Below are 17775 nucleotides of genomic sequence, written 5' to 3'. Positions count from 1 at the left end.
CGATAAGGTGATACCTGGCTGATCCCCGTTAGGCCAACCCTCTATCGGCCTATAACCTCCATGATTGAATGTGAGGCGTGAAAGAGCCGTGTAACTGCGGGGGCGCAGGAACCTGCGGAGCGCTTACGTGAGGCGGGTCACAGTCGTCCAAGGTCATGCTTTCTGAGACAACCCGCATGACTGGCAGGGCTCCAGGCCAGCATCCCATTCGAGAGCGTCACGCTCTTCGAGATCAATTAGGCCTGCACGTCCGCTCCGGATGCGACGGTGGCCGCCACAAAGCACGCGCGTCAACACATTGCGTGCAGGCTATTAAAGAACAGCGCACGCCGGGTAATAACTTGACGTGCGCTTTTTTACGTATCAGGTGCTAGAACCCGACCCCTCGCACCCGCGATATTGAGCCAAACATACCTGTGGATTTATGCCGGCTTTAAGGCAATCCAGGTACATCTGTTGACAGACCGGTGCCATGTTCGGGCCAGTAATGGACGGCGTGCTCATTGCCCCTGTATTGAGCGCGACAAAGCCGACGATCACCGATAAAGCAGCAGACCACGAGATGATTTTCAAAGCGATCTCCCTTAATGATGTATACATCGTAGATGCCCACCATTGTGGTGGGCGGAGGGACTATATACTCCCAGCACTTGCTTAGGGAAACTCTGATTTTGCGTCGCGGTCAGGTGTTCGCGAACATGAAGGAAACCCAGTTGTGTCAGCCGATTTAGCAGCGGCAAATCAACATCCCCTAATCCTTCACGTGGATTACACAAACAGGCGGTCACCTGTGCACGGAGTGCTTAAGTGCAGGCGGTTTTTTTCTCGTGACACCCGTCAAGATTGGCGCACTGGGAAACATGATGCAGATGCTTGGATGACGCTACGTCAACTACATCAATGGCACCTACCGTCGATCCAGCACACTCTGGGAAGGCCGTTACAAGGCGTGTCTAGTTGATACAGACGAGTACCTTCTCACCTGCTATCGCTACATTGAACTCAATCCTGTCAGAGCCGCGATGGTAGACAGCCCTGAGAAATACGCATGATCGAGCTACCATGCCAATGCTCTAGGCCAACACCACCCACTCGTGAAGCCTCACGCTCAATACCTCTCACTCGCCTCAGTAGCGAAGCAGCCGCATGAAGCCTATAAGGAGCTTTTCAAATCGGCCATTGACGATGAACGCCTGGCCGATATCCGCTCCTACATACAACAGCAACGTGCACTTGGCTCTACAAAATTCCAGCGCGAAATTGAAGCCATGACGGGAAGATGCGTTAAAACCCGACCCGCGCATCGCCCGCCACGTGCCAAACGGGCAGACTGACCGGTCTGATCAAAAATAAGGCGACACGACCCCGTTGTTCTGAGACGAATTTGTCGAACCGAGGGTTCTCATCGCGTATCACTCTCTCCGCCACCCATAAAAAAACGCCCGATTGGGCGTTTTTTTATGGGTGGCGGAGAGAGATGAGTGCTCTCGATTCGACAAATTCGTCAGGTGCGAATCGTTATGCTAGACGTGGTTTGCTATTGCCAATGAATGCAGATGTTCCATAATCCATCTCACCTGGGATGACCGCAGTTTTTTTCTACCTCTATTTGCGCGACTGCATCAAAAGGAGATTGTCATGTCGATTAGCCTTCCCAAGGGCAAGTTTACAGTCATTGGCCCGGATGAAATATGGAAGTTGTACAACGACTTGCACGGGATATTTAGAGGGGGCGGAAATTCAGCGACACCTAAAATTGTTCGCGCCGATGGGCCTAGAAGGAAGGATCTGGATGTGAGGATGGACCCGCAATCGGGACTGGAAATGGTGTACCCAAATGTCACCAAAGGGCTGTCTTTTGCCGACAGCGTGCAAACGCTAGCGACGAAGTCCCTGGAGGGACAAGTTTGGATCATTCCAAGGGGAAGTAGGATTCCCAAGGGTTTGGTGTTCAATGTAAAGGACTACGACCATCCGTTGCTTAATGTGTCCGAGCCCATGTCAGTACTTCAATTGACCGCGCTGCTTACGGAATTGGCGTCAATGATGAAGTCGTGCGACGTCAAAATCGATAGGTTCGGCAAGATCATTGAGAGTTATCCCGGTGCGCTAAAAAAGGTAGCCGTCGCATGATTAAAAGAGAAGTGATCATGCCAGTTGAACTGGTTAGCGAGATAGCTGAAATAGTTCACAAGGAAGGTTATACGTCGTTGATGGATGCGTTTCCCGACGAGCACGTACAGCCTCCTATATTTTTAAGCGAAGAAGAGGCCGGTGATCTGATCGACCTTGCGGTTATCGAAAAGAAGAAGGCCAGACTGAAATTTCCTTATCGTGATGAGGATCATCCGAAATACGACGAGAAGCACGAAGCGGAATTTGATGACGTGCAGATGGGTATATATGAAAAGACCATTTATTACGTCGAATCGGCCTTCAAAAAAGGAAGCTTTGATCACTTGTTGAAGTGACATTGGCCTTGAGGCGAGAGGGTCAGATAGGTCGGTGGAAGAAGTTGAGTGAAGAAGGCCTGGCCGGTTGCTTTTATCCGTTGGGCGTCTCGCGATCGCGACAACATCTCAAAATGATCAAAATAACCGGGTCAGGTTGACTTTCCTACAACCAGTCCAGGTCATTGACGATGATCGCCTGGCCGATATCCGCTCCTACATACAACAGCAACCTGCACTTGGCTCTACAAAATTCCAGCGCGAAATTGAAGCCATGACGGGAAGATGCATTAAAACTCGACCCACGCATCGCCCGCCACGCGCCAAACGGGCAGGCTGACCGGTCTGATCAAAAATAAGGCAACACGACCCCGTTGTTCTATTGTTCTACGTTGTTCTCCGCAGCTTGAGGCACGACATCAAGCGCGGTTCTTACCAATCCGCTTTGTTACGGCAACCGCTCCTGTTCCGCCCAGGGCAGCACCAGTGCCGGCGACAACAACTGTCCCACCGGCCATCCCAGCCCCACCGGCGGCCAACGCACCGCCGCCTAACGCGGCCAGGGACGCGCTTTCGAGGGCCGCTCCCGACAGAGTGGCAATAGCAGTCCCCGTACTCGCTGAGCCCAGTAAGCCAGCCCCTCCGGCGGCTGCGGCAATAGGGCCAGCGACTGCCCAGCAAGCTCCGCCCGACACCAAAGTTACCGCTGCGATTGTGGCGGTTTTACCCGGGTTTTCACGTACATAATCGACGCCGTCAATGATCACGTCACCACCCACTTCGATAGCTTTGGCGACCGTATTGCCAACACCTTCAATCGCTTCACAAATGAAGTCCGTGATGTTCCCCATAACGCCCCTCCCCTATGGTCATTGTGGGAAGCATATCTGATAAGCCAGGCCGCTTCTGAAAGCCCTAAATAGATCAAAGCAGCTGTCAAATGGAATGCGCACTCCGGCTAACCATCATGGTGTTGCTCACGGTGACGGTTGGGCATAGTGCTTCCGCATTCTCCACCGTATCTTGCCCGCCATGGGCCAGCCACACCTTGTGATGGACTTCCAGATAAGGGGTGTGAACGGTCTTCCGACGAAAGGGCGCAGGCCGCTGGCAGCGTTCGCAGTGCCCAGTTGCGCTGTGCAACACGTCAGCGACTACGTCCAAATAACGGTTCCAGGTTCACTTATTGCAAAGAACCGCTAGTTACTCAGATTCGTTTCAATTTAACCAACAGACGTTTAGCTCGTCATCTAAAAAAAAGCGTTTGCCTCTTTTAGAAATAATCGCAACCTGACGGGTGGGATTGTTCGGCCCATCCATGGGCCGAACCCCTCCGCGCTGAAGCGCTCCGGGGCCAGCCTTCGGCTGTCCAAATTCGTTCCAGACGAATTTGTCGAACCGAGTGGGTTCTGCCTAACCACTCTCTCCGCCACCCATAAAAAAACGCCCGATTGGGCGTTTTTTTATGGGTGGCGGAGAGAGTGGGATCCGATCTCCCTCTTCTCCCCCAAGGCCTGCCAGCCCACAAACCGTGGGTTGATGTGTGGACTGATCCTGACTTAGAACTTGGTCGAGATCAACCCGAAGACCAGCGTCAAAACGTTGGTTATCCATCCTCCCGATACTTACCCACTGGACAGTCGTCCGGGCGGGTGCGATCCCAAACCGCTATCAACTTTAGTTTGTTCTTCGAGTGCCAATCCCTGATGTTCCATTCCCAACGACCCAAGCCGCCATTGAGCTTGGTGCAGTCCTTAATTGAATAGTTGGCAGTCTCGCCATTGTAGACAACTCTAAAATGCGGAGGTGGATGCTCATTCGAAAAAACCTGAACCTTAAACGCTCCAAATCGCCCCACTGTTTCTTCAACTAAGAGCCTCCGACCATCTTCCATCATCGGCCCCTGAATAAAGGACTTTTCCAAAGAAGACGTCAACTCAGCATCTTCAACAACCCATTCCCTTTCCATAAGTCCCCCAAACGGAAGCAAATGCATTCGACGAATTGCTAAACCTTGACCCCAGATGGAACATCGTAGGTGATATGCGTAACCTCACTCAGTAGACGCTGATCTAAGAACACCTTCAAGATGACAGGCATCGTTTTAGCCGTCAAAATGATATGATTGTTCTGATCAAACTTGATGCCCCAATTATTTTGCTTGTTTACCTTCTGCAGCGCTTTAATGAAGTTTGGCTTCATATATAACTTCATCTGCTCAACGGTAGCCATTCGCTTCAAATGCATGGCATTTTTGCCAACATACTCAACCATAGGCTTTATATCAGTGAAAATTTTAGTAAAGCTCTGAGTCTGCTGCAGAGTCTCGAACGCTTTCTCATATCCATCTCGATACCGCATCATCGATTCAAACCCAGACTTACTGGAAACAAAGATAAAGTTTCCAAAAGCAAAAAAGTCGAAATTGGGCTCAATAGCGAACTCTTCACCCTCAACTGCCGACAATTTTCCATCTCGAAAAAATGCGTTAATGACGCCTCTTTTCCTATATGCAGTCTTCCAGGTGGAAGGCGACCTCCTGACTGCATAAACAACCCTACTTTGGTTTACAAATTTCACCAAGTAGCCCAAAGCTCGCTTAAATTGATTGACGTCATCGATTGAACGATCGAGCTCATGCTCGTCTACGGCTTCCTTCAACAAATCAAAATTTGTCTCATCCTTACTTACCAACAAACATCCATTTTGGTTGGTCTCAGCCAAATAACTGTATGGAGACCACTCTGTGATTCTCTCCTGCTCATGCTTCGCGAACCTTATTAAAGCGTCATCAAGATCTTCATCTGTTCGGACGTAACTAGCAACATATTTGGCCTCGGTCGTACTTCTCTTGAAGACCCATAGATGGACATCTGAATTGTCAAAGTCGAAGTCCTGAAAACGGACAAAAGCTTTCTGAGTCATGGGTCCCCCATAAAGTAGAAATCCTGTACTTTTTCAGCTCTTTGCTTTCCCGGGAATAGCTCGCCACGCTTCAACACTCTCGTGATCCTGGTTTCATTCTTCTGACCGACCTCTATCTTTGCTTCGTATATTTTCCAACCAAAGACAAAGAGAAATGGGTTCATCACGACCTGTCCAGATTGATATGTAATGACGAACAATACGACTAAAAAAACAACAAACCCCATCATCTTTCCCGAGTCTTCATAGCTCAGCCCCATAAAGGCAACCACATATGGAAAGACGTAATTGATAAGGTCATTAGGTATGGACTTCGCCTCAATGACCGTGACCTCAATATGCGGCTCGACCAATCGCAGCCCCCACTGCGTGATGAACAACGCAACTCCACTAACCAGAACACAGCTCCAAGCAGATACTGGATGGTCAAAGATCTGGAAAGAACAACTAGAGTAGGAAGACCATCGGCAAAAGGAGGCATCCAGAAACTTCTTTTGAACGTCCTGCGCCAGCAATATGAGTGCCAACGGGAAGTAAGACCCGACAAACAAAACCATTGCAGATATCAGTCGGAACTGCATCCCTCGCTCCCATTATCCAGTTGCTTAGACATCTCAGGCCTAGAAATCAGGCGCACCCACCACTACTGAGAAGCTATGCCTGGATTGTCTCAAATCCAAGGATTCTTGCAGTTTCCGGCCTAGAAAGCCCTTTCCCCTAGCGCTCTAATCCATTGATTAAAATTAAAATACCCGCTTGATAACGTGGAACCCTAGCTCCAGGCGTCTTTAGGTGGAGAGATCCGTTGTCAAATGAATTTCCCCCGTCCTTCTAGGTTCATTGGGAGCCTCAACGATCTGCTCTCGCCACCCAGGAGCACGGGTAATGACCTGATAAGCAAACTTCGGTCCAAGGGAATTGAACAAGGCAATGTTGACCACAACGCACCGCAAGCCAGACTTCGTGGTGACGTCCTCGATAGACATCTCATGCATAGCCGCATTTTGTTCTTGGCCTGACGAAACGGATTTACTGCCCACCCAATTTGAATAATCTGTTCGCTCCGACTTCAGAAGCGCAATAGCGGGACTTTCCTCCAAAGGAAAAAGACCTCGCTCCCAAACATGGAAACCATGAGCAATCTTGCATAGGAATTGAATGAGTGGTTGTGGCGTAATTCTGGCCGATAGGTCAATTTTGGCCGCGCCATAAATCTTACAAAGACTTCTGATTGCCTCTGTGAGTTTCTCTGAGTGGGCGGCAGCAGCCTCTTCAACAGCGCCCCTATACACAAACGCATCGTTGGTGGAATCTAATTCCATCCCATCTGTGGCCTTCAACGGCAATTCGTTCGTGAGGTAACGTGGTGCGATTAGACCTGGCATTGAAATCAATGCCACTGCCTTTTCCTTAGGCACGTATTCCGTAAACTTTCGATCACGAGCATCGAAAAAGGTCATCTTCACATGTGTTGCTTGCTTCTTTGGCTTATATGACCTCAAACCCATAACCAAACGCGGGTCAGACAACCATCCTGATTTGAGGATAGGAGTCTCTATATCACTAATCATGTCCTGACATTTCTTGCAGCTTGATTTTGGAAATAGCAACTCTCCATTCAAACCGCGCGGCATCACATGCTCATCTGTAAGTGATAGCTTGTCCTCTCCACAGTACAAGCATTTTCCAAGTGGCTCATGCCTTATCGTGTCTACCATCTATCACCCCTGTTTCTTCGGCTCTATACACTGATGAAATACATCCCGTATGGCGCTCACCAATGAGCACCGTGGAATTCAAACAGGGAGACGTGGTGTCATATTCACTGGCACAATGACCCTAAGACACACCCATCCGAGTCGGCCCTACCACTCGGAGTCATCCTGTTTTGTTCCCCACTTCACATTTTCCATATCAAGTCGTTAACGTGACGTGTAGACCCGCCAGGCGTTGACCTACCCCATTTTAGAAAGTTTTCCTAAGAAACAGCCGCGTAGATCATCTGCAATACTCACTGCTCAAAGGGGGATTTCATATCGGGGCCTCGATATGCCAAAACCTTTATTGATCCAGAAAAAGACAGGCCTTTACGTTCGCTTCTTAGTACCGACGGACTTGCGGGGTCGCTTAGGCCGCCGCTTCATTGTTCGCAGTCTCCAAGGAACACGACCAGACCAGGCACGTCTTATTGCTGCCTCACTTGAATGCGCCTTGTGTGACGTGTTTGACCACCTCCGTCTGGAGAGCGACCTAGATGCCCGATGCCTTGTAAATGACACCATCCGAAAAGCTCGATGTGGAAGGCGTCAGGCTGTTCATGTACCTCACAGCAGAAATCCTCTCGACCTGACTCCTGCAATCGAAGATCGGTTAGTCCAAGCCGTCATCGATGTACTGACCAAAGTTGGAGTTATTCCTTCTCCCAGTTCCCGTATCCCTGCTGCCCCAAGAGTTGGAATGCTGTCTGAGCGCATCAAGGCGTTCCTATTCCAGATGAAAATTCAGGGACGAGGCGAAATCAACTATCTGGATACGAGCTTCACGCTTCGATTGTTCCTTGGATTGGTCGGCGACAAAGACTTAAGTGAGATTAGCCCAACTGACCTAGACACGTTCCTGGAAGCACTTGGGAGGTGGCCAGCCCATGCCAGCAAGAAGCCTGCTTACAGGGGCCTCTCCCCAAGAGATGTTTTAAAAGTGGCCAAGCGTCGCCACGACAAAGGGCTGGCACCTCGCACCAAGGAAAAGCGTCTCGATCACCTAAGAGTTTTCTTCAACAACTGTATGCAAAGGCGATTGTTGACGTACAACCCCTGTGCAGGGCTTCACATTACCAATAAGGAGCAAGACGACCAGGAAACCCGCCTGCCATTTTCAGAAAGGGATCTTCGGCTCATCTTCGACAGCCAGCGCTTCAATCACACAAGACCCTACAAGTATTGGGGTCCCATCCTTGCCTTGTACTTGGGGATGAGGCTCAACGAAATCGGACAACTGAGAACAGATGATTTGGAGCAAATCGACGACATCTGGGGACTCCATGTGCGTCATCAGGTCAAGAACCGTAGCTCCAGACGCTTCATTCCCCTCCACCCTTCCCTACTGCCCCTAGGCTTTGTGGAGTATGTCCAAGAAGTTCAGGCCCATAGCTTCGACTTATTGTTTCCTAGTCTCCCTTGGAGCTTGCATCGACCAGGCGACGGGATCGGTGATTGGTTCAACAGGACTTACCTAAGAAAGGCCTGCAAAATAACGGACCCTGCTAAGACCTTTCATAGTTTTCGGCACACCTTCGCTTCTTTAGCAGAACGGTCGGGGCTGTCTGACCACAGGATTGCGCGCCTCACCGGTCACAGCATAGGGGCTTCTATTTTGAGGCGACACTATATCCAACCAGCTACGTTGCAAGAAAGAGCTGAAGACATCGCGAAGATTCGGTTTCCAGCTCTGGAGATTCCAGTCCCGCCTAAGGGGTGCTTCGAGCACTACTTCAAACGGGTGAAAATCTTGGAATCAAGAAAACAGCGAAGCAAAAGAAAAATAAAAGATGAGCAACGATAAGTGCTTTCGTTTCGGTCTTTCGCAGCAACCTTTAAAAGCCGCACTGTGATGCAACATCTTTTGAACCAAAGTTTTTATGGCTTAAACGAGACTACGTCGATGCATCGTGTCTCCTTTCCATCTAAAGGGAAGTAAACATTTTCTTCCTCAATAGATAGGTTTGATGCCATGCTCACCAACGCATTGTGGATAAAGTATCCAAACGCCATGTCCGGCAATCTGTAAAGATGCCAACTTTGGTATTTGCCTGCTCTACGCCTTGAACCATTTGAGGAAACTCTCCGCTCAGGACCATGAATTTCATTAGGCTCAGACGCCCAATACCTGACAAAGAACGATCTACCCAGCGATACGTGATTTATGATTCTCAGTGGGTCGCCATTCGCAGACGATTTGGCTAGCTCCAACAGCTTTCTTGCATCCAGATCATTTGCACTGGCTTCATAGGAAAAGATACCAACAAATATTTCCTCACCCTTCCTTTCCCTAACGTTTTGTGCGTTATCTGCGAGCTTATCGCATGCCTTAGCAAACGTTGTCGCATCTACTGATGTTTTGACCTCAATAACACCTCTACAGGCAGAGGGTGAAATAAACACCAGATCGCCATCTCGATAAAGAACTGGATGAGATGAGTCGTACAGCAAAATATCTATCTGAGTACTTGCCCAGTCATGGCTGACAACAAAGCCTCGGCCTACTTTTACGGAGTCTGGTGAACTTCGACTGATAAGGCTTCTCAGCACTGACTCCTTCCACTCTCCATCGGTCAGCCAATTCTTCCTATCAATAAAGTGCCTAACCCTATTCTTCAGCGCGTAGCACTCAACTGACAGCGACTGGTAATATTCTTTGAGTTGCATGCTTCCCCCTTTTACGGCTTTTGATGTTAATCCTAGAGCCAACCCACCGTTCAAGCTAATCTACCACCACATCTCTTTATAAGGACCATCTATGGCAGTCGATCTGAAATCTCTCTCCCCCAAAGAACTCCAAGCCCTCATCACAAACGCCGAATCCCATATGCAGGAAGCACGGGCCAACCAAGTTCATGCGGTCAAGGAGAAGATCGATGCCATCCTCCATAGCAGTGGGCTGACGCTTGCCGATATCTACGGCACTCAAGCCAAGACTGGTAAAAGAGGCGCCAGGGGTGGCAAGGGTTCGGTAGCTCCCAAGTATCGCAACCCCGAGAACCCCTCTGAAACTTGGACGGGTCGCGGCAGGTCCCCTCTCTGGTTTGCTTCGGCCATCAAGAAGCGCGGTGTGACCGCAGAAAGCCTGCTGATTGGTGGCGCGCCAAAGGCTACTAAGAAGGTCACCAAGAAGGCTTCCAAAAAGTCCGCCAAGAAGGCGACGCGGAAAAAAGTTCGGCGCTAGGAAACTTCGGGTTGTCAGACAAAAAAGCCATCCTGATGGATGGCTTTTTCTTTACCCCGAGGGGAAATCAAATCTAGAAAATCATAACTTACGCAATTTGCTTCTTTTTTGAGACACCCCTGCTAACGCAGGGAAATAAATCGAAGGAACATTGCTTACGCAACTAACTTCCTTTTTTGAGACATCCCTGCTAGAGCAGGGAAAATAAATCGAAGAATCATTGCTTACGCAAATAACTTCAGTTCTGGAACACCCCCGCAATACGGGGAAATGAAAAGAAGCATCGCTTCGATTAAGAATAATATAATTGATTTTCTACCATTGTCAATAGAAATAATAAAATTTCATTACTCACTATGTATCTTATTACTTGTAATTAAAAACCACCTTGTACCTCGTCCGAGAAGGTCATCCATGACCCCGTGAAAGTCCTTTTTAGAAGGTTTTGTAAAACTCAAATCGGTCAAAATTTATACAGTTCAAAATAATCCGGTATGATGAATAAGATTTTCGCGGAGATATGACTTATGCGACAGAACCCATGGAGCTTCATTTTTTGGACTAATAAATATTTAGGGAAGTAGGATTCTTCATGAATCATAACTTATTAAATAAGATATTTAATATAAAACTCAAAACTGTCAATGGCTTAAAAATAAATTAGGCCATCCTTTAAGAAATTATTTCATCGTTTCGTGAATTGACTCACAAAATCAAAAAGGCATCCATTGACGGAAGCGGTCTTTTTATTAAAACCGTCAGCCATCTTCTGTGCCGTAGACCCAACAGGAGCACTGATTACTTCAAAAGGATGTTTATCATGTTATCTAATTTCTTAAAGAATCTCGTTCGGCAAAAAGAGCTCGCTTATTACGAAGTCAATTTGAACGACCTCACCATCGCAACGCTTGGAGCCGAAGGACTCGAAAGAGCACTTCACTTGATCCAACAAATAGGCTCTTCGGGGCAACCACCTGCGCCCCTGACTTGCTTGCCCTCCCCTCTCCAAAGCTTCCCCATTTCTGAAAGCATCACTCGGCATGACATCGCTCATGTCGGCCATGAAAGCGTCGTCTTCGACATTTCGGGGGCACTTACGGCCATTCCAGAACCAACCATTGTTACACCTGGACCCGTGCTAGAGAGGCAGGCCCCTACAGTCGAAACGTCGACAGAGCCATCCACAGCTCAACTACTGGAGAAAGTGGTAAAGCTTGTTGAAAACACCATCCAGGCCAGTGAAGAGAGGATGGCTGCCAAGCTTGAAGAACACGCATTGGCCATGCAGCCCGAGGGAAGTTGTCTTCTCAGTCAAGCCCAAAGCGACTTCTTGGCAACGGATAGAATCAGGCGGAAACATCCCAAGACCATTCGGGAATACCACTTCTTCTTTAAGTCTTTTATCGAGATTGTTGGAGACAAGAAGCTCAGCGATTACCGGTATGCCGATGCCAATGTTTACGCGAATGCTATCAGTAAGCTTCCTCGATACCCCCATCTGAACCGGGCTTTTGATAACTGCACCTACAAAGAGATGATAGAGATTGGGCAGCAGATCGGGGCTCCCGTTATCGAGCTGTCCACCCAGCAACGCCATATCAAAATACTCAAGGCCGTCTTCCACTGGTTCGCCGACAAGTTCAACTTGAATCGGGACGCTTCCGAAGGTGTCGATATGACGCAGTATGTTCGGGATGACGACCAAGCCGGCACACCTTTCTCTAAAGATGATCTGGAGAAAATTTTTGCGCATGCACGGGTCCTGAAGTACAAGCACCCTGACGAGTATTGGATACCTCTGATTGGGCTTTATACAGGCATGAGAGTCAATGAGATCGCACAGCTTTACACCAGTGACATTACACAAGAAGAAATCTTCGATATCGCAACGGGCGATACAAGAAAGATCTATTGCTTCAAAGTTCAGTTGGACGCGGATGGGAAAAAGAGGCTGAAGTCGAGAAATGCGAAGCGAACTATTCCCATGCACTCGAAACTCATTGAGCTTGGTTTGCTGAGGTATTTGGACGACATCAAAGCCCGTGGTCTCAAACACTTGTTCCCTGGGCTGAAATGGGGTGAGAACGGCCCTGGTGGAGAAGTCAGCTCATGGTTCAACAATGGGTATCTACGCAACCAGTGTGAGATTCCTGACGACACCAAGACCTTCCATTCTTTTCGCAACCATTTTGAGACCGTCGGGGATCGGTCCGAAATTTTAGAGACAGCCCTGATCCGCCTATGTGGATATGGGCGTGGCATGTCCATCTGGCGAGTGCATTACATCAAGGACGCTACACTCGAAGAGTGCAACAAAGCCATGCTCCAAATGGTCTTCCCAAAATTAGACTTGGTGCCCTATCACTGGCGTCAATATAAAGACTATCTGGACAAGGTCACGAAGAATGCAACGCCTGAAGAACGCGTGGCCGTGGTTGTCAAAAAGAAGCGGGGGCGCCCACCTAAGAGTGTTGCCTTGATCTAACGGCTTCGGCGCCGAGCATCGGGTTCGCGAGGTTCCTGATACTGAGGATCAGTCAGTCGCTTTTGAAACTCTTTGCTGATGTGAACGAGGTCGGTCTTGCAGGCAAGGCACCAGTCATGGACTTGGACGGTGTCTAGCCTGCGCCTGCCCCGCTCTGCCTCACTGACGAAGGCTTGGTCTACATCCAGAGCCAGGGACAGTTGTTCCTGAGTGAACCCAGCATGGGTCCGAACATCGCGGAGCAACTCCGCGAAGATTCTGTGCTCTGGCCTGTAGATGCTTTTCCTTGCCACCGCTCAACCCTCTGAGTGGCTTGAAAAGCTATATGTGATGACCGTTTATGCGAGCTTCACATATGTGATCTTCGCATGTGGTGAAATTTTGATCACCAACTCATGGAACAGGGATCTTGGATGAACGTCGCAACCGCTCATGTAGTACCAACCCACGCCAAAACCATCACCAGCCGTTATGAGGTACAGGAGCAATCCGACGGCCAAATTTGCTTCCAGACCTACCCCGCCTCCAAGCCCATGTTTACGTTTGACTCGGGCGTCATCGTTGTGGGCTTTGCAGTCCCGATTCTCGGGCTGGATTACTTCCTTTTAGGTACAGGCAACCTCATACCTGCTCTGGTCACCACCATCATGGCGGTTGGGGTGGCCTGGTTGTGTCTTCGCATTTTGCATAGGGAGCGCCGTCACGGTGTTCGGCCTGGTCGCTTCTATGTTTCGAACACCACCCTCAACATTCCATCCGCCCCAACCAGCAACGCCAACATGACCACGTTGCATGCCTCCAGCATTGACCGCCTTGTCATCCGCTCAACGATTGCCCATGAAGAAACCACCAACTCTTCATTTGGAACAATCGGGTCGAGGGGTATGCAAGCAAGGGATAAGCGCACAGCTTGGTTTGCCGAAAATTCTTTCATTTTAGAAGCGCAATCGGGTGGCCGTGGATACTTACTTGCCAACGGTTTAAACGAAACAACCGCGCACGGTCTGATGACTCGGGTCAGCCGAAAGCTGGGCTTTTAATTCAACACAGGGAGAGTGCGATGAAGATTTTTCTTTCTAAAATGGCATTGTTTTTGGGCGTCGCCCTGACACTGACTGCATGCGGGTCATCAAGCCCAAGCGCGACCGATGTATTGAATGCTTACAAAGATTGGGCAACAACTGAGCAAAAATTGGGACAACCGACACGCCCACTTCCACCCGAAGCAATCGTTGATCATTGCAAAAAAGCTCCTGACCAACCGCGTGGCAATGGCGTACTTTTTAACTGCTACATCAGGTTTGGTGGCGAAAGTGACACCAACCTCAATCCAATTCAGGTCTATCGTGGCACGGATGGTCATTGGGTCCATTGGTGATAGATAGGCTTATCAAGGCCTGACACTCTCTTTCTTCAAAGCTGGTGCTTTATCAGAAAAAAACACCGCATCTTCCCCTTCCACCCCCTTATCATCCATAGGCGGGAAAAGAACTGGAAGCTGTTCTTTGATGAAGGTTCTCTCACTTGATGAGAGAGCCTTCATCATTTCTTGAAGTAGTGGAGATTCTGCATCGTGCAACTTGACGATAGCATTGCGAATGGTCGAAAGCGTCTCTTGTTTTTTCGCCCTCAAGGCACTGACCTCCCTCCCCGCTTTGCCCACATCCTCAGCATGGCGCGCGATGGTCTGTTTTCCCGCTTGAACATGGCCGTTGTGCAGTCGAACATCTGCACGCAACTTTTCATGGGTTGGATGTGGAACACCGCCCATGCTGGCAAACATTTTAACGCGCCAATGGTGTTCGCTTTCCCAATTGCTTAGCTTGACCTGTGCAACCTTGCGATGCTCTCGACTTCGGTCAACCTGATACTCCACATCCAACTTGGAAGCCCTACTCACTTCGATCATTTTCAACACTTCTTCAAGCTGTTGCATGAGTTCGTGGTAGACAGCAAAGGCTTTGTCCAACGCCTCAATCAGTACAAGCGACTTCTCAAGCTCATCGGCCTCTTCTTTCGTTTTGGGTGCAGGTGCAGAGGCTTTGAGTCGATAGGCCAATGAGCCCTGACGAAAAATCATAGCGGGGATCGATGACTGAGACTTCCTAGACCCAAACAAGGAAACCATCGTCTTCTTCAATGCCTTTGTTTGGGCTTGTGTGCCCCTCCCTGCCTCACGTCTCACGTCTTGAAGGGCCTGAGCGTGTTGCGCATTCAGAGCGCCTGCATGGGCTTTCTGGTAGACCTGGGCAACAGCCAAGGCTTCGCGAAGTGAGTCACCCCGATTGGTGTAGATCCCACGACGTTCCATCGCACTGGCTGACTGCCCAAGGGTGGGCTGTGGTGTCAGGCTCAAACCTAAGCGTTTGTAGCTCTTGTACTCAAACTTGAGATCAGAACCGATTTTCCGAGAGAAGTCGTTGGCTAACTCTGACCACTTCGCATTGAGCATTTCAACGAACACGGTTGAACTGTTTTTGTTAGATAAAATGGTCAGCTTTTCTCCAAAACCTGTGCCACCACCATCCCCTTCTCCTGCCATAACATCAGAAAGGCGGCGGGTGGGGAAATACAAGTGCGCGTGAAAGCCTTGTCTGTCTGAAGGCTTCAAATTCCCTAACGCATCCCTATCTGCATCACGATGCAAGCCAAGGGAAACGGGTGTATGTAGTTCATCCGAGATAAAACGCGCCATCTCTTCAGCCAAGTCACCCGCGTCTTGGTCAGATAAGCCAAAAGGAATTGGGATGCGATAGTCTCGGGCGACCTGTGCATCTTTCCGTTTTTCGGATGCTTCAACTCGGTTCCACAACTGAGCGGGATCAGCTGCCCATGATGGTGCACCAGCAGGAGCAATCGTCAATGCTCTGACGATTTCCTCACCTAACTCTCTTTTCCGATAGTCATGCCAAATCCCAGCCCTTTCATCATAAAGCTTCAAACCTAGACGATAGGCGGCACCAGCCACAGAAGAATGATTCTTTGAGCGGTTGTGGGTTTCGATATGTGGACGTGCGTGTTGATGTACTTGCATAGATGTCCTCCATGACATTTGCTAGTTAGCGATAGGTCAATCCTTGACCTGTGTGCAACGCTTAAGGTTGCCAAAACATCAAAGCAGATTTTCAAGAGCCGTCAATGGCTCTTCCACCAAAAAATTCACAAGCACCGTTTTACAACACTTATGGATCAGGTATTTCGCTCTCATCTGCTGGACCCAACGGTAAAGTGTTCGTGTAGGGCACTCTACGAAGGCCTTCAGCAGGCGCTGTAAAAATCAACTGATTTTCAGCCTGGTCATAGGTATAGCCCGCCACCAAACATGCGGATGCGACGCTAGGATTGTAGATGTAGAGCTTGGCGTAGTTTTTCTTTAGCCACTTCAACAGCACTTTGTGAAGAGCCACCCAATCATGATGTCTATCGTCGTTTTGAACGACGAATCCTAATACATTCAAAAGAAAGGCAATCATACGTGCCCCTTTAAAATTGGGAAATTTAGTCATTCCTCCTATCTCATCCCAAAGCGCACGCCGCACTTTGTGCCTGATAAATTTCCTAGCCGCCGAGTCCTCTTCGAACGAATCAAAAATCTCAGACCATACCGCATTGTGCTGTATGGACCAGCAAAGCTCTCTTGGCTCAGCCACTTGTCCAGCATAAAAAACTAGCTCAGACACTTCCCTCGCAATCAAGTCATAAATGCTAGTGCGTTGCGGACGAAGCCTCTCTCGCAAATGAACACGATCTGGGACTGGATGCTTCGAAAGTACATTTATCGCTTCTTTAAAAAAGTGACAAACCTTATCCAATCGCTTGCACTGTGGAGTATCCCAGTAGTTCCTTTCCAGTCGATTGACTTCGTAGAGGTCATATACAGAACGAAGGATGCGTTCGAAGGACCGCCAGAACACGGGAGCGTGATGGCCAAGTTCCTTCTTTGCATAGTCACGAAAAGAAACAAGAACCAATCGACCATATGCTTCCCATTGATCGTGGTCCCACTTCTGCGTTTCCATGTAGTCAACATCAAAGAAGTCCTCGACTTCCTTAACCATACGGTAGTTACTGTACAGCGTTTGAGTGAGTGGCTTATGGAAACCAAGCAGTCCAGACTGATATCCGCTTGACTCATGGAATACAAAGGAGTCTTTGTTCTTAATTGCCTCTTCGGTGATATTCCTAGCAAAAGGTCCAACAGGAAGTTGGTACTTTTCCATCTTAGTCATGGCTCCGAAAATTTCCAAAGCCGTGCACTGAGATGACTGGACGACATGCCTACAAAACTTACGGTCAGCGATCAGAAGAAGGATGTCATAAGCCACATCTTTGGACAGAAGGTAACGCTTCCTTTTCCACCCAAATGGATCGAATCGAAACTTTTTCCTTGAAGAAATCAGCTCCTTGTTTTCCAGCTCAGGTATCAACCACGACCTGGAGACAATTTCATGGGCTGAATCGGCCAACTCAGAAGCAATAACGGGGACTTCGGTCGGTGAACCTTTGAGAATCACTGAGTACAGGAGTTGCCCGTATCTCTTCGCATTCTTCTCACTGAAGATCGGTGGATTGATAAACGCATACCAACCCCAGGTTAGGAAGGTTATTAGAAATCCAAAGCCTAAGAAGGCTTGCCAAGTCAGCGGGGAAAACGGACCCGTATCAAGGACAAGCCACCCTTCTGCCCGCCATAGGTCCGTGAGAAGGGTCAACACCCCTATGGTCGTGATGGAATAAAAAGTAAGCGGTGGCAATGGAACAGGTGCAATACGGCCTCTGAAGCGGTACTGGATATCCCCCACCGTCCATGCCAGGACCATCAGAGCAAGCGCAGCCAAAAATTCTGGAAAGCCAAAAATCTTCGCCCCATCCTTGGGAAGGGGGAAAACACATAAGGAATGCCAACATAGAAGTGACGGCATGCTTTCCCCTCGAAACCTTAGACTTAATTCATGATGAAGAGCGAAGGACCTT

At 49.0% G+C, this 17775-nt stretch carries 16 protein-coding genes and 1 pseudogene; 8 read left to right on the top strand and 9 right to left on the bottom strand.

Annotated elements, in window-relative coordinates:
* The first annotated feature begins 1638 nt into the window (after positions 1 to 1638).
* Together ISS99_RS15885 and ISS99_RS15880 are read left to right on the top strand one after the other, a co-directional pair.
* The gene (locus ISS99_RS15885; RefSeq protein ID WP_204632547.1) at positions 1639 to 2133 is read left to right on the top strand and encodes a Tse2 family ADP-ribosyltransferase toxin; all 495 of its coding nucleotides are present in this window, start codon (positions 1639 to 1641) and stop codon (positions 2131 to 2133) included.
* A gap of 17 nt (positions 2134 to 2150) precedes the next feature.
* Entirely contained in the window at positions 2151 to 2471 is a 321-nt protein-coding gene (locus ISS99_RS15880; protein WP_204632546.1) for a hypothetical protein, read from the top strand.
* 915 nt (positions 2472 to 3386) lie between these two features.
* Here ISS99_RS15880 and ISS99_RS23805 read toward each other — a convergent pair.
* The 5 genes from ISS99_RS23805 to ISS99_RS15855 all read right to left on the bottom strand — a co-directional run bounded on the left by ISS99_RS23805 (position 3387) and on the right by ISS99_RS15855 (position 7009).
* Positions 3387 to 3596: an HNH endonuclease gene (locus tag ISS99_RS23805; RefSeq protein ID WP_369418039.1), complete on the bottom strand. Its 210-nt coding sequence runs from the start codon at positions 3594 to 3596 to the stop codon at positions 3387 to 3389.
* 460 nt (positions 3597 to 4056) lie between these two features.
* Positions 4057 to 4446: a DUF4160 domain-containing protein gene (locus ISS99_RS15870; RefSeq protein ID WP_204632544.1), complete on the bottom strand. Its 390-nt coding sequence runs from the start codon at positions 4444 to 4446 to the stop codon at positions 4057 to 4059.
* A gap of 11 nt (positions 4447 to 4457) precedes the next feature.
* On the bottom strand, positions 4458 to 5375 hold the full coding sequence (locus ISS99_RS15865; protein ID WP_204632543.1) for a Kiwa anti-phage protein KwaB-like domain-containing protein: 918 nt from the start codon (positions 5373 to 5375) through the stop codon (positions 4458 to 4460).
* Complete coding sequence (locus tag ISS99_RS15860) at positions 5372 to 5956, bottom strand: hypothetical protein (RefSeq protein ID WP_204632542.1); 585 nt, start codon at positions 5954 to 5956, stop codon at positions 5372 to 5374. Before ISS99_RS15860 ends, ISS99_RS15865 begins: the two co-directional genes overlap by 4 nt.
* A 207-nt stretch (positions 5957 to 6163) precedes the next feature.
* Positions 6164 to 7009 (bottom strand): hypothetical protein, encoded by an 846-nt coding sequence (locus ISS99_RS15855; protein ID WP_204632541.1) that lies wholly within the window; start codon positions 7007 to 7009, stop codon positions 6164 to 6166.
* A 415-nt stretch (positions 7010 to 7424) separates the two neighbouring features.
* Here ISS99_RS15855 and ISS99_RS23800 point away from each other — a divergent pair.
* A pseudogene (locus tag ISS99_RS23800) lies at positions 7425 to 7601 on the top strand (DUF6538 domain-containing protein); the annotation flags it as partial.
* Between the two features lie 231 nt (positions 7602 to 7832).
* A complete protein-coding gene (locus ISS99_RS15850) occupies positions 7833 to 8936 on the top strand; it encodes a tyrosine-type recombinase/integrase (RefSeq protein ID WP_204632540.1) in 1104 nt (367 codons plus the stop codon).
* A 74-nt stretch (positions 8937 to 9010) separates the two neighbouring features.
* Here ISS99_RS15850 and ISS99_RS15845 read toward each other — a convergent pair whose 3' ends face one another.
* Positions 9011 to 9799 carry a DUF6602 domain-containing protein gene (locus tag ISS99_RS15845; RefSeq protein WP_204632539.1) on the bottom strand — a complete coding sequence of 263 codons (789 nt, stop codon included), beginning with the start codon at positions 9797 to 9799 and terminating at the stop codon, positions 9011 to 9013.
* Between the two features lie 91 nt (positions 9800 to 9890).
* On the opposite strand from ISS99_RS15845, the gene ISS99_RS15840 reads away from it, so the two are divergent.
* On the top strand, positions 9891 to 10316 hold the full coding sequence (locus ISS99_RS15840) for an H-NS histone family protein (protein WP_204632538.1): 426 nt from the start codon (positions 9891 to 9893) through the stop codon (positions 10314 to 10316).
* Positions 10317 to 11136: 820 nt separating this feature from the next.
* Positions 11137 to 12801, top strand: coding sequence for a site-specific integrase (locus tag ISS99_RS15835; RefSeq protein ID WP_204632537.1), 1665 nt, complete (start codon positions 11137 to 11139; stop codon positions 12799 to 12801).
* Here ISS99_RS15835 and ISS99_RS23795 read toward each other — a convergent pair.
* Positions 12798 to 13094: a helix-turn-helix domain-containing protein gene (locus ISS99_RS23795; protein ID WP_204632536.1), complete on the bottom strand. Its 297-nt coding sequence runs from the start codon at positions 13092 to 13094 to the stop codon at positions 12798 to 12800. The two genes, ISS99_RS15835 and ISS99_RS23795, sit on opposite strands and share 4 nt — an antisense overlap.
* A 120-nt stretch (positions 13095 to 13214) precedes the next feature.
* Here ISS99_RS23795 and ISS99_RS15825 point away from each other — a divergent pair, with 120 nt between their 5' ends.
* Together ISS99_RS15825 and ISS99_RS15820 are read left to right on the top strand one after the other, a co-directional pair.
* Positions 13215 to 13841 carry a hypothetical protein gene (locus ISS99_RS15825; protein ID WP_204632535.1) on the top strand — a complete coding sequence of 209 codons (627 nt, stop codon included), beginning with the start codon at positions 13215 to 13217 and terminating at the stop codon, positions 13839 to 13841.
* 20 nt (positions 13842 to 13861) lie between these two features.
* Positions 13862 to 14179, top strand: coding sequence for a hypothetical protein (locus ISS99_RS15820; RefSeq protein ID WP_204632534.1), 318 nt, complete (start codon positions 13862 to 13864; stop codon positions 14177 to 14179).
* Positions 14180 to 14191: 12 nt separating this feature from the next.
* On the opposite strand, the gene ISS99_RS15815 is transcribed toward ISS99_RS15820, so the two are convergent.
* Entirely contained in the window at positions 14192 to 15835 is a 1644-nt protein-coding gene (locus tag ISS99_RS15815) for a MobA/MobL family protein (RefSeq protein ID WP_204632533.1), read from the bottom strand.
* 148 nt (positions 15836 to 15983) lie between these two features.
* Positions 15984 to 17723 carry a hypothetical protein gene (locus ISS99_RS15810; protein WP_204632532.1) on the bottom strand — a complete coding sequence of 580 codons (1740 nt, stop codon included), beginning with the start codon at positions 17721 to 17723 and terminating at the stop codon, positions 15984 to 15986.
* Between the last annotated feature and the right edge of the window lie 52 nt (positions 17724 to 17775).

It is taken from the genome of Dyella mobilis, assembly GCF_016904945.1.
Taxonomy (GTDB): domain Bacteria; phylum Pseudomonadota; class Gammaproteobacteria; order Xanthomonadales; family Rhodanobacteraceae; genus Dyella_B; species Dyella_B mobilis.
This window is presented reverse-complemented; position numbering and strand designations above follow the sequence as displayed.

Excerpts from the sequence above, each read along its gene's own strand:
- ISS99_RS15840 (WP_204632538.1), top strand. The coding sequence starts at position 9,891 with ATGGCAGTCGATCTGAAATCTCTCTCCCCCAAAGAACTCCAAGCCCTC.
- ISS99_RS15885 (WP_204632547.1), top strand. The coding sequence starts at position 1,639 with ATGTCGATTAGCCTTCCCAAGGGCAAGTTTACAGTCATTGGCCCGGAT.
- ISS99_RS15815 (WP_204632533.1), bottom strand. The coding sequence starts at position 15,835 with ATGCAAGTACATCAACACGCACGTCCACATATCGAAACCCACAACCGC.
- ISS99_RS15870 (WP_204632544.1), bottom strand. The coding sequence starts at position 4,446 with ATGCATTTGCTTCCGTTTGGGGGACTTATGGAAAGGGAATGGGTTGTT.
- ISS99_RS15845 (WP_204632539.1), bottom strand. The coding sequence starts at position 9,799 with ATGCAACTCAAAGAATATTACCAGTCGCTGTCAGTTGAGTGCTACGCG.
- ISS99_RS15810 (WP_204632532.1), bottom strand. The coding sequence starts at position 17,723 with ATGCCGTCACTTCTATGTTGGCATTCCTTATGTGTTTTCCCCCTTCCC.
- ISS99_RS15825 (WP_204632535.1), top strand. The coding sequence starts at position 13,215 with ATGAACGTCGCAACCGCTCATGTAGTACCAACCCACGCCAAAACCATC.
- ISS99_RS15865 (WP_204632543.1), bottom strand. The coding sequence starts at position 5,375 with ATGACTCAGAAAGCTTTTGTCCGTTTTCAGGACTTCGACTTTGACAAT.
- ISS99_RS15820 (WP_204632534.1), top strand. The coding sequence starts at position 13,862 with ATGAAGATTTTTCTTTCTAAAATGGCATTGTTTTTGGGCGTCGCCCTG.
- ISS99_RS15880 (WP_204632546.1), top strand. The coding sequence starts at position 2,151 with ATGCCAGTTGAACTGGTTAGCGAGATAGCTGAAATAGTTCACAAGGAA.
- ISS99_RS15860 (WP_204632542.1), bottom strand. The coding sequence starts at position 5,956 with ATGCAGTTCCGACTGATATCTGCAATGGTTTTGTTTGTCGGGTCTTAC.
- ISS99_RS15835 (WP_204632537.1), top strand. The coding sequence starts at position 11,137 with ATGTTATCTAATTTCTTAAAGAATCTCGTTCGGCAAAAAGAGCTCGCT.
- ISS99_RS15850 (WP_204632540.1), top strand. The coding sequence starts at position 7,833 with ATGCTGTCTGAGCGCATCAAGGCGTTCCTATTCCAGATGAAAATTCAG.
- ISS99_RS15855 (WP_204632541.1), bottom strand. The coding sequence starts at position 7,009 with ATGCCGCGCGGTTTGAATGGAGAGTTGCTATTTCCAAAATCAAGCTGC.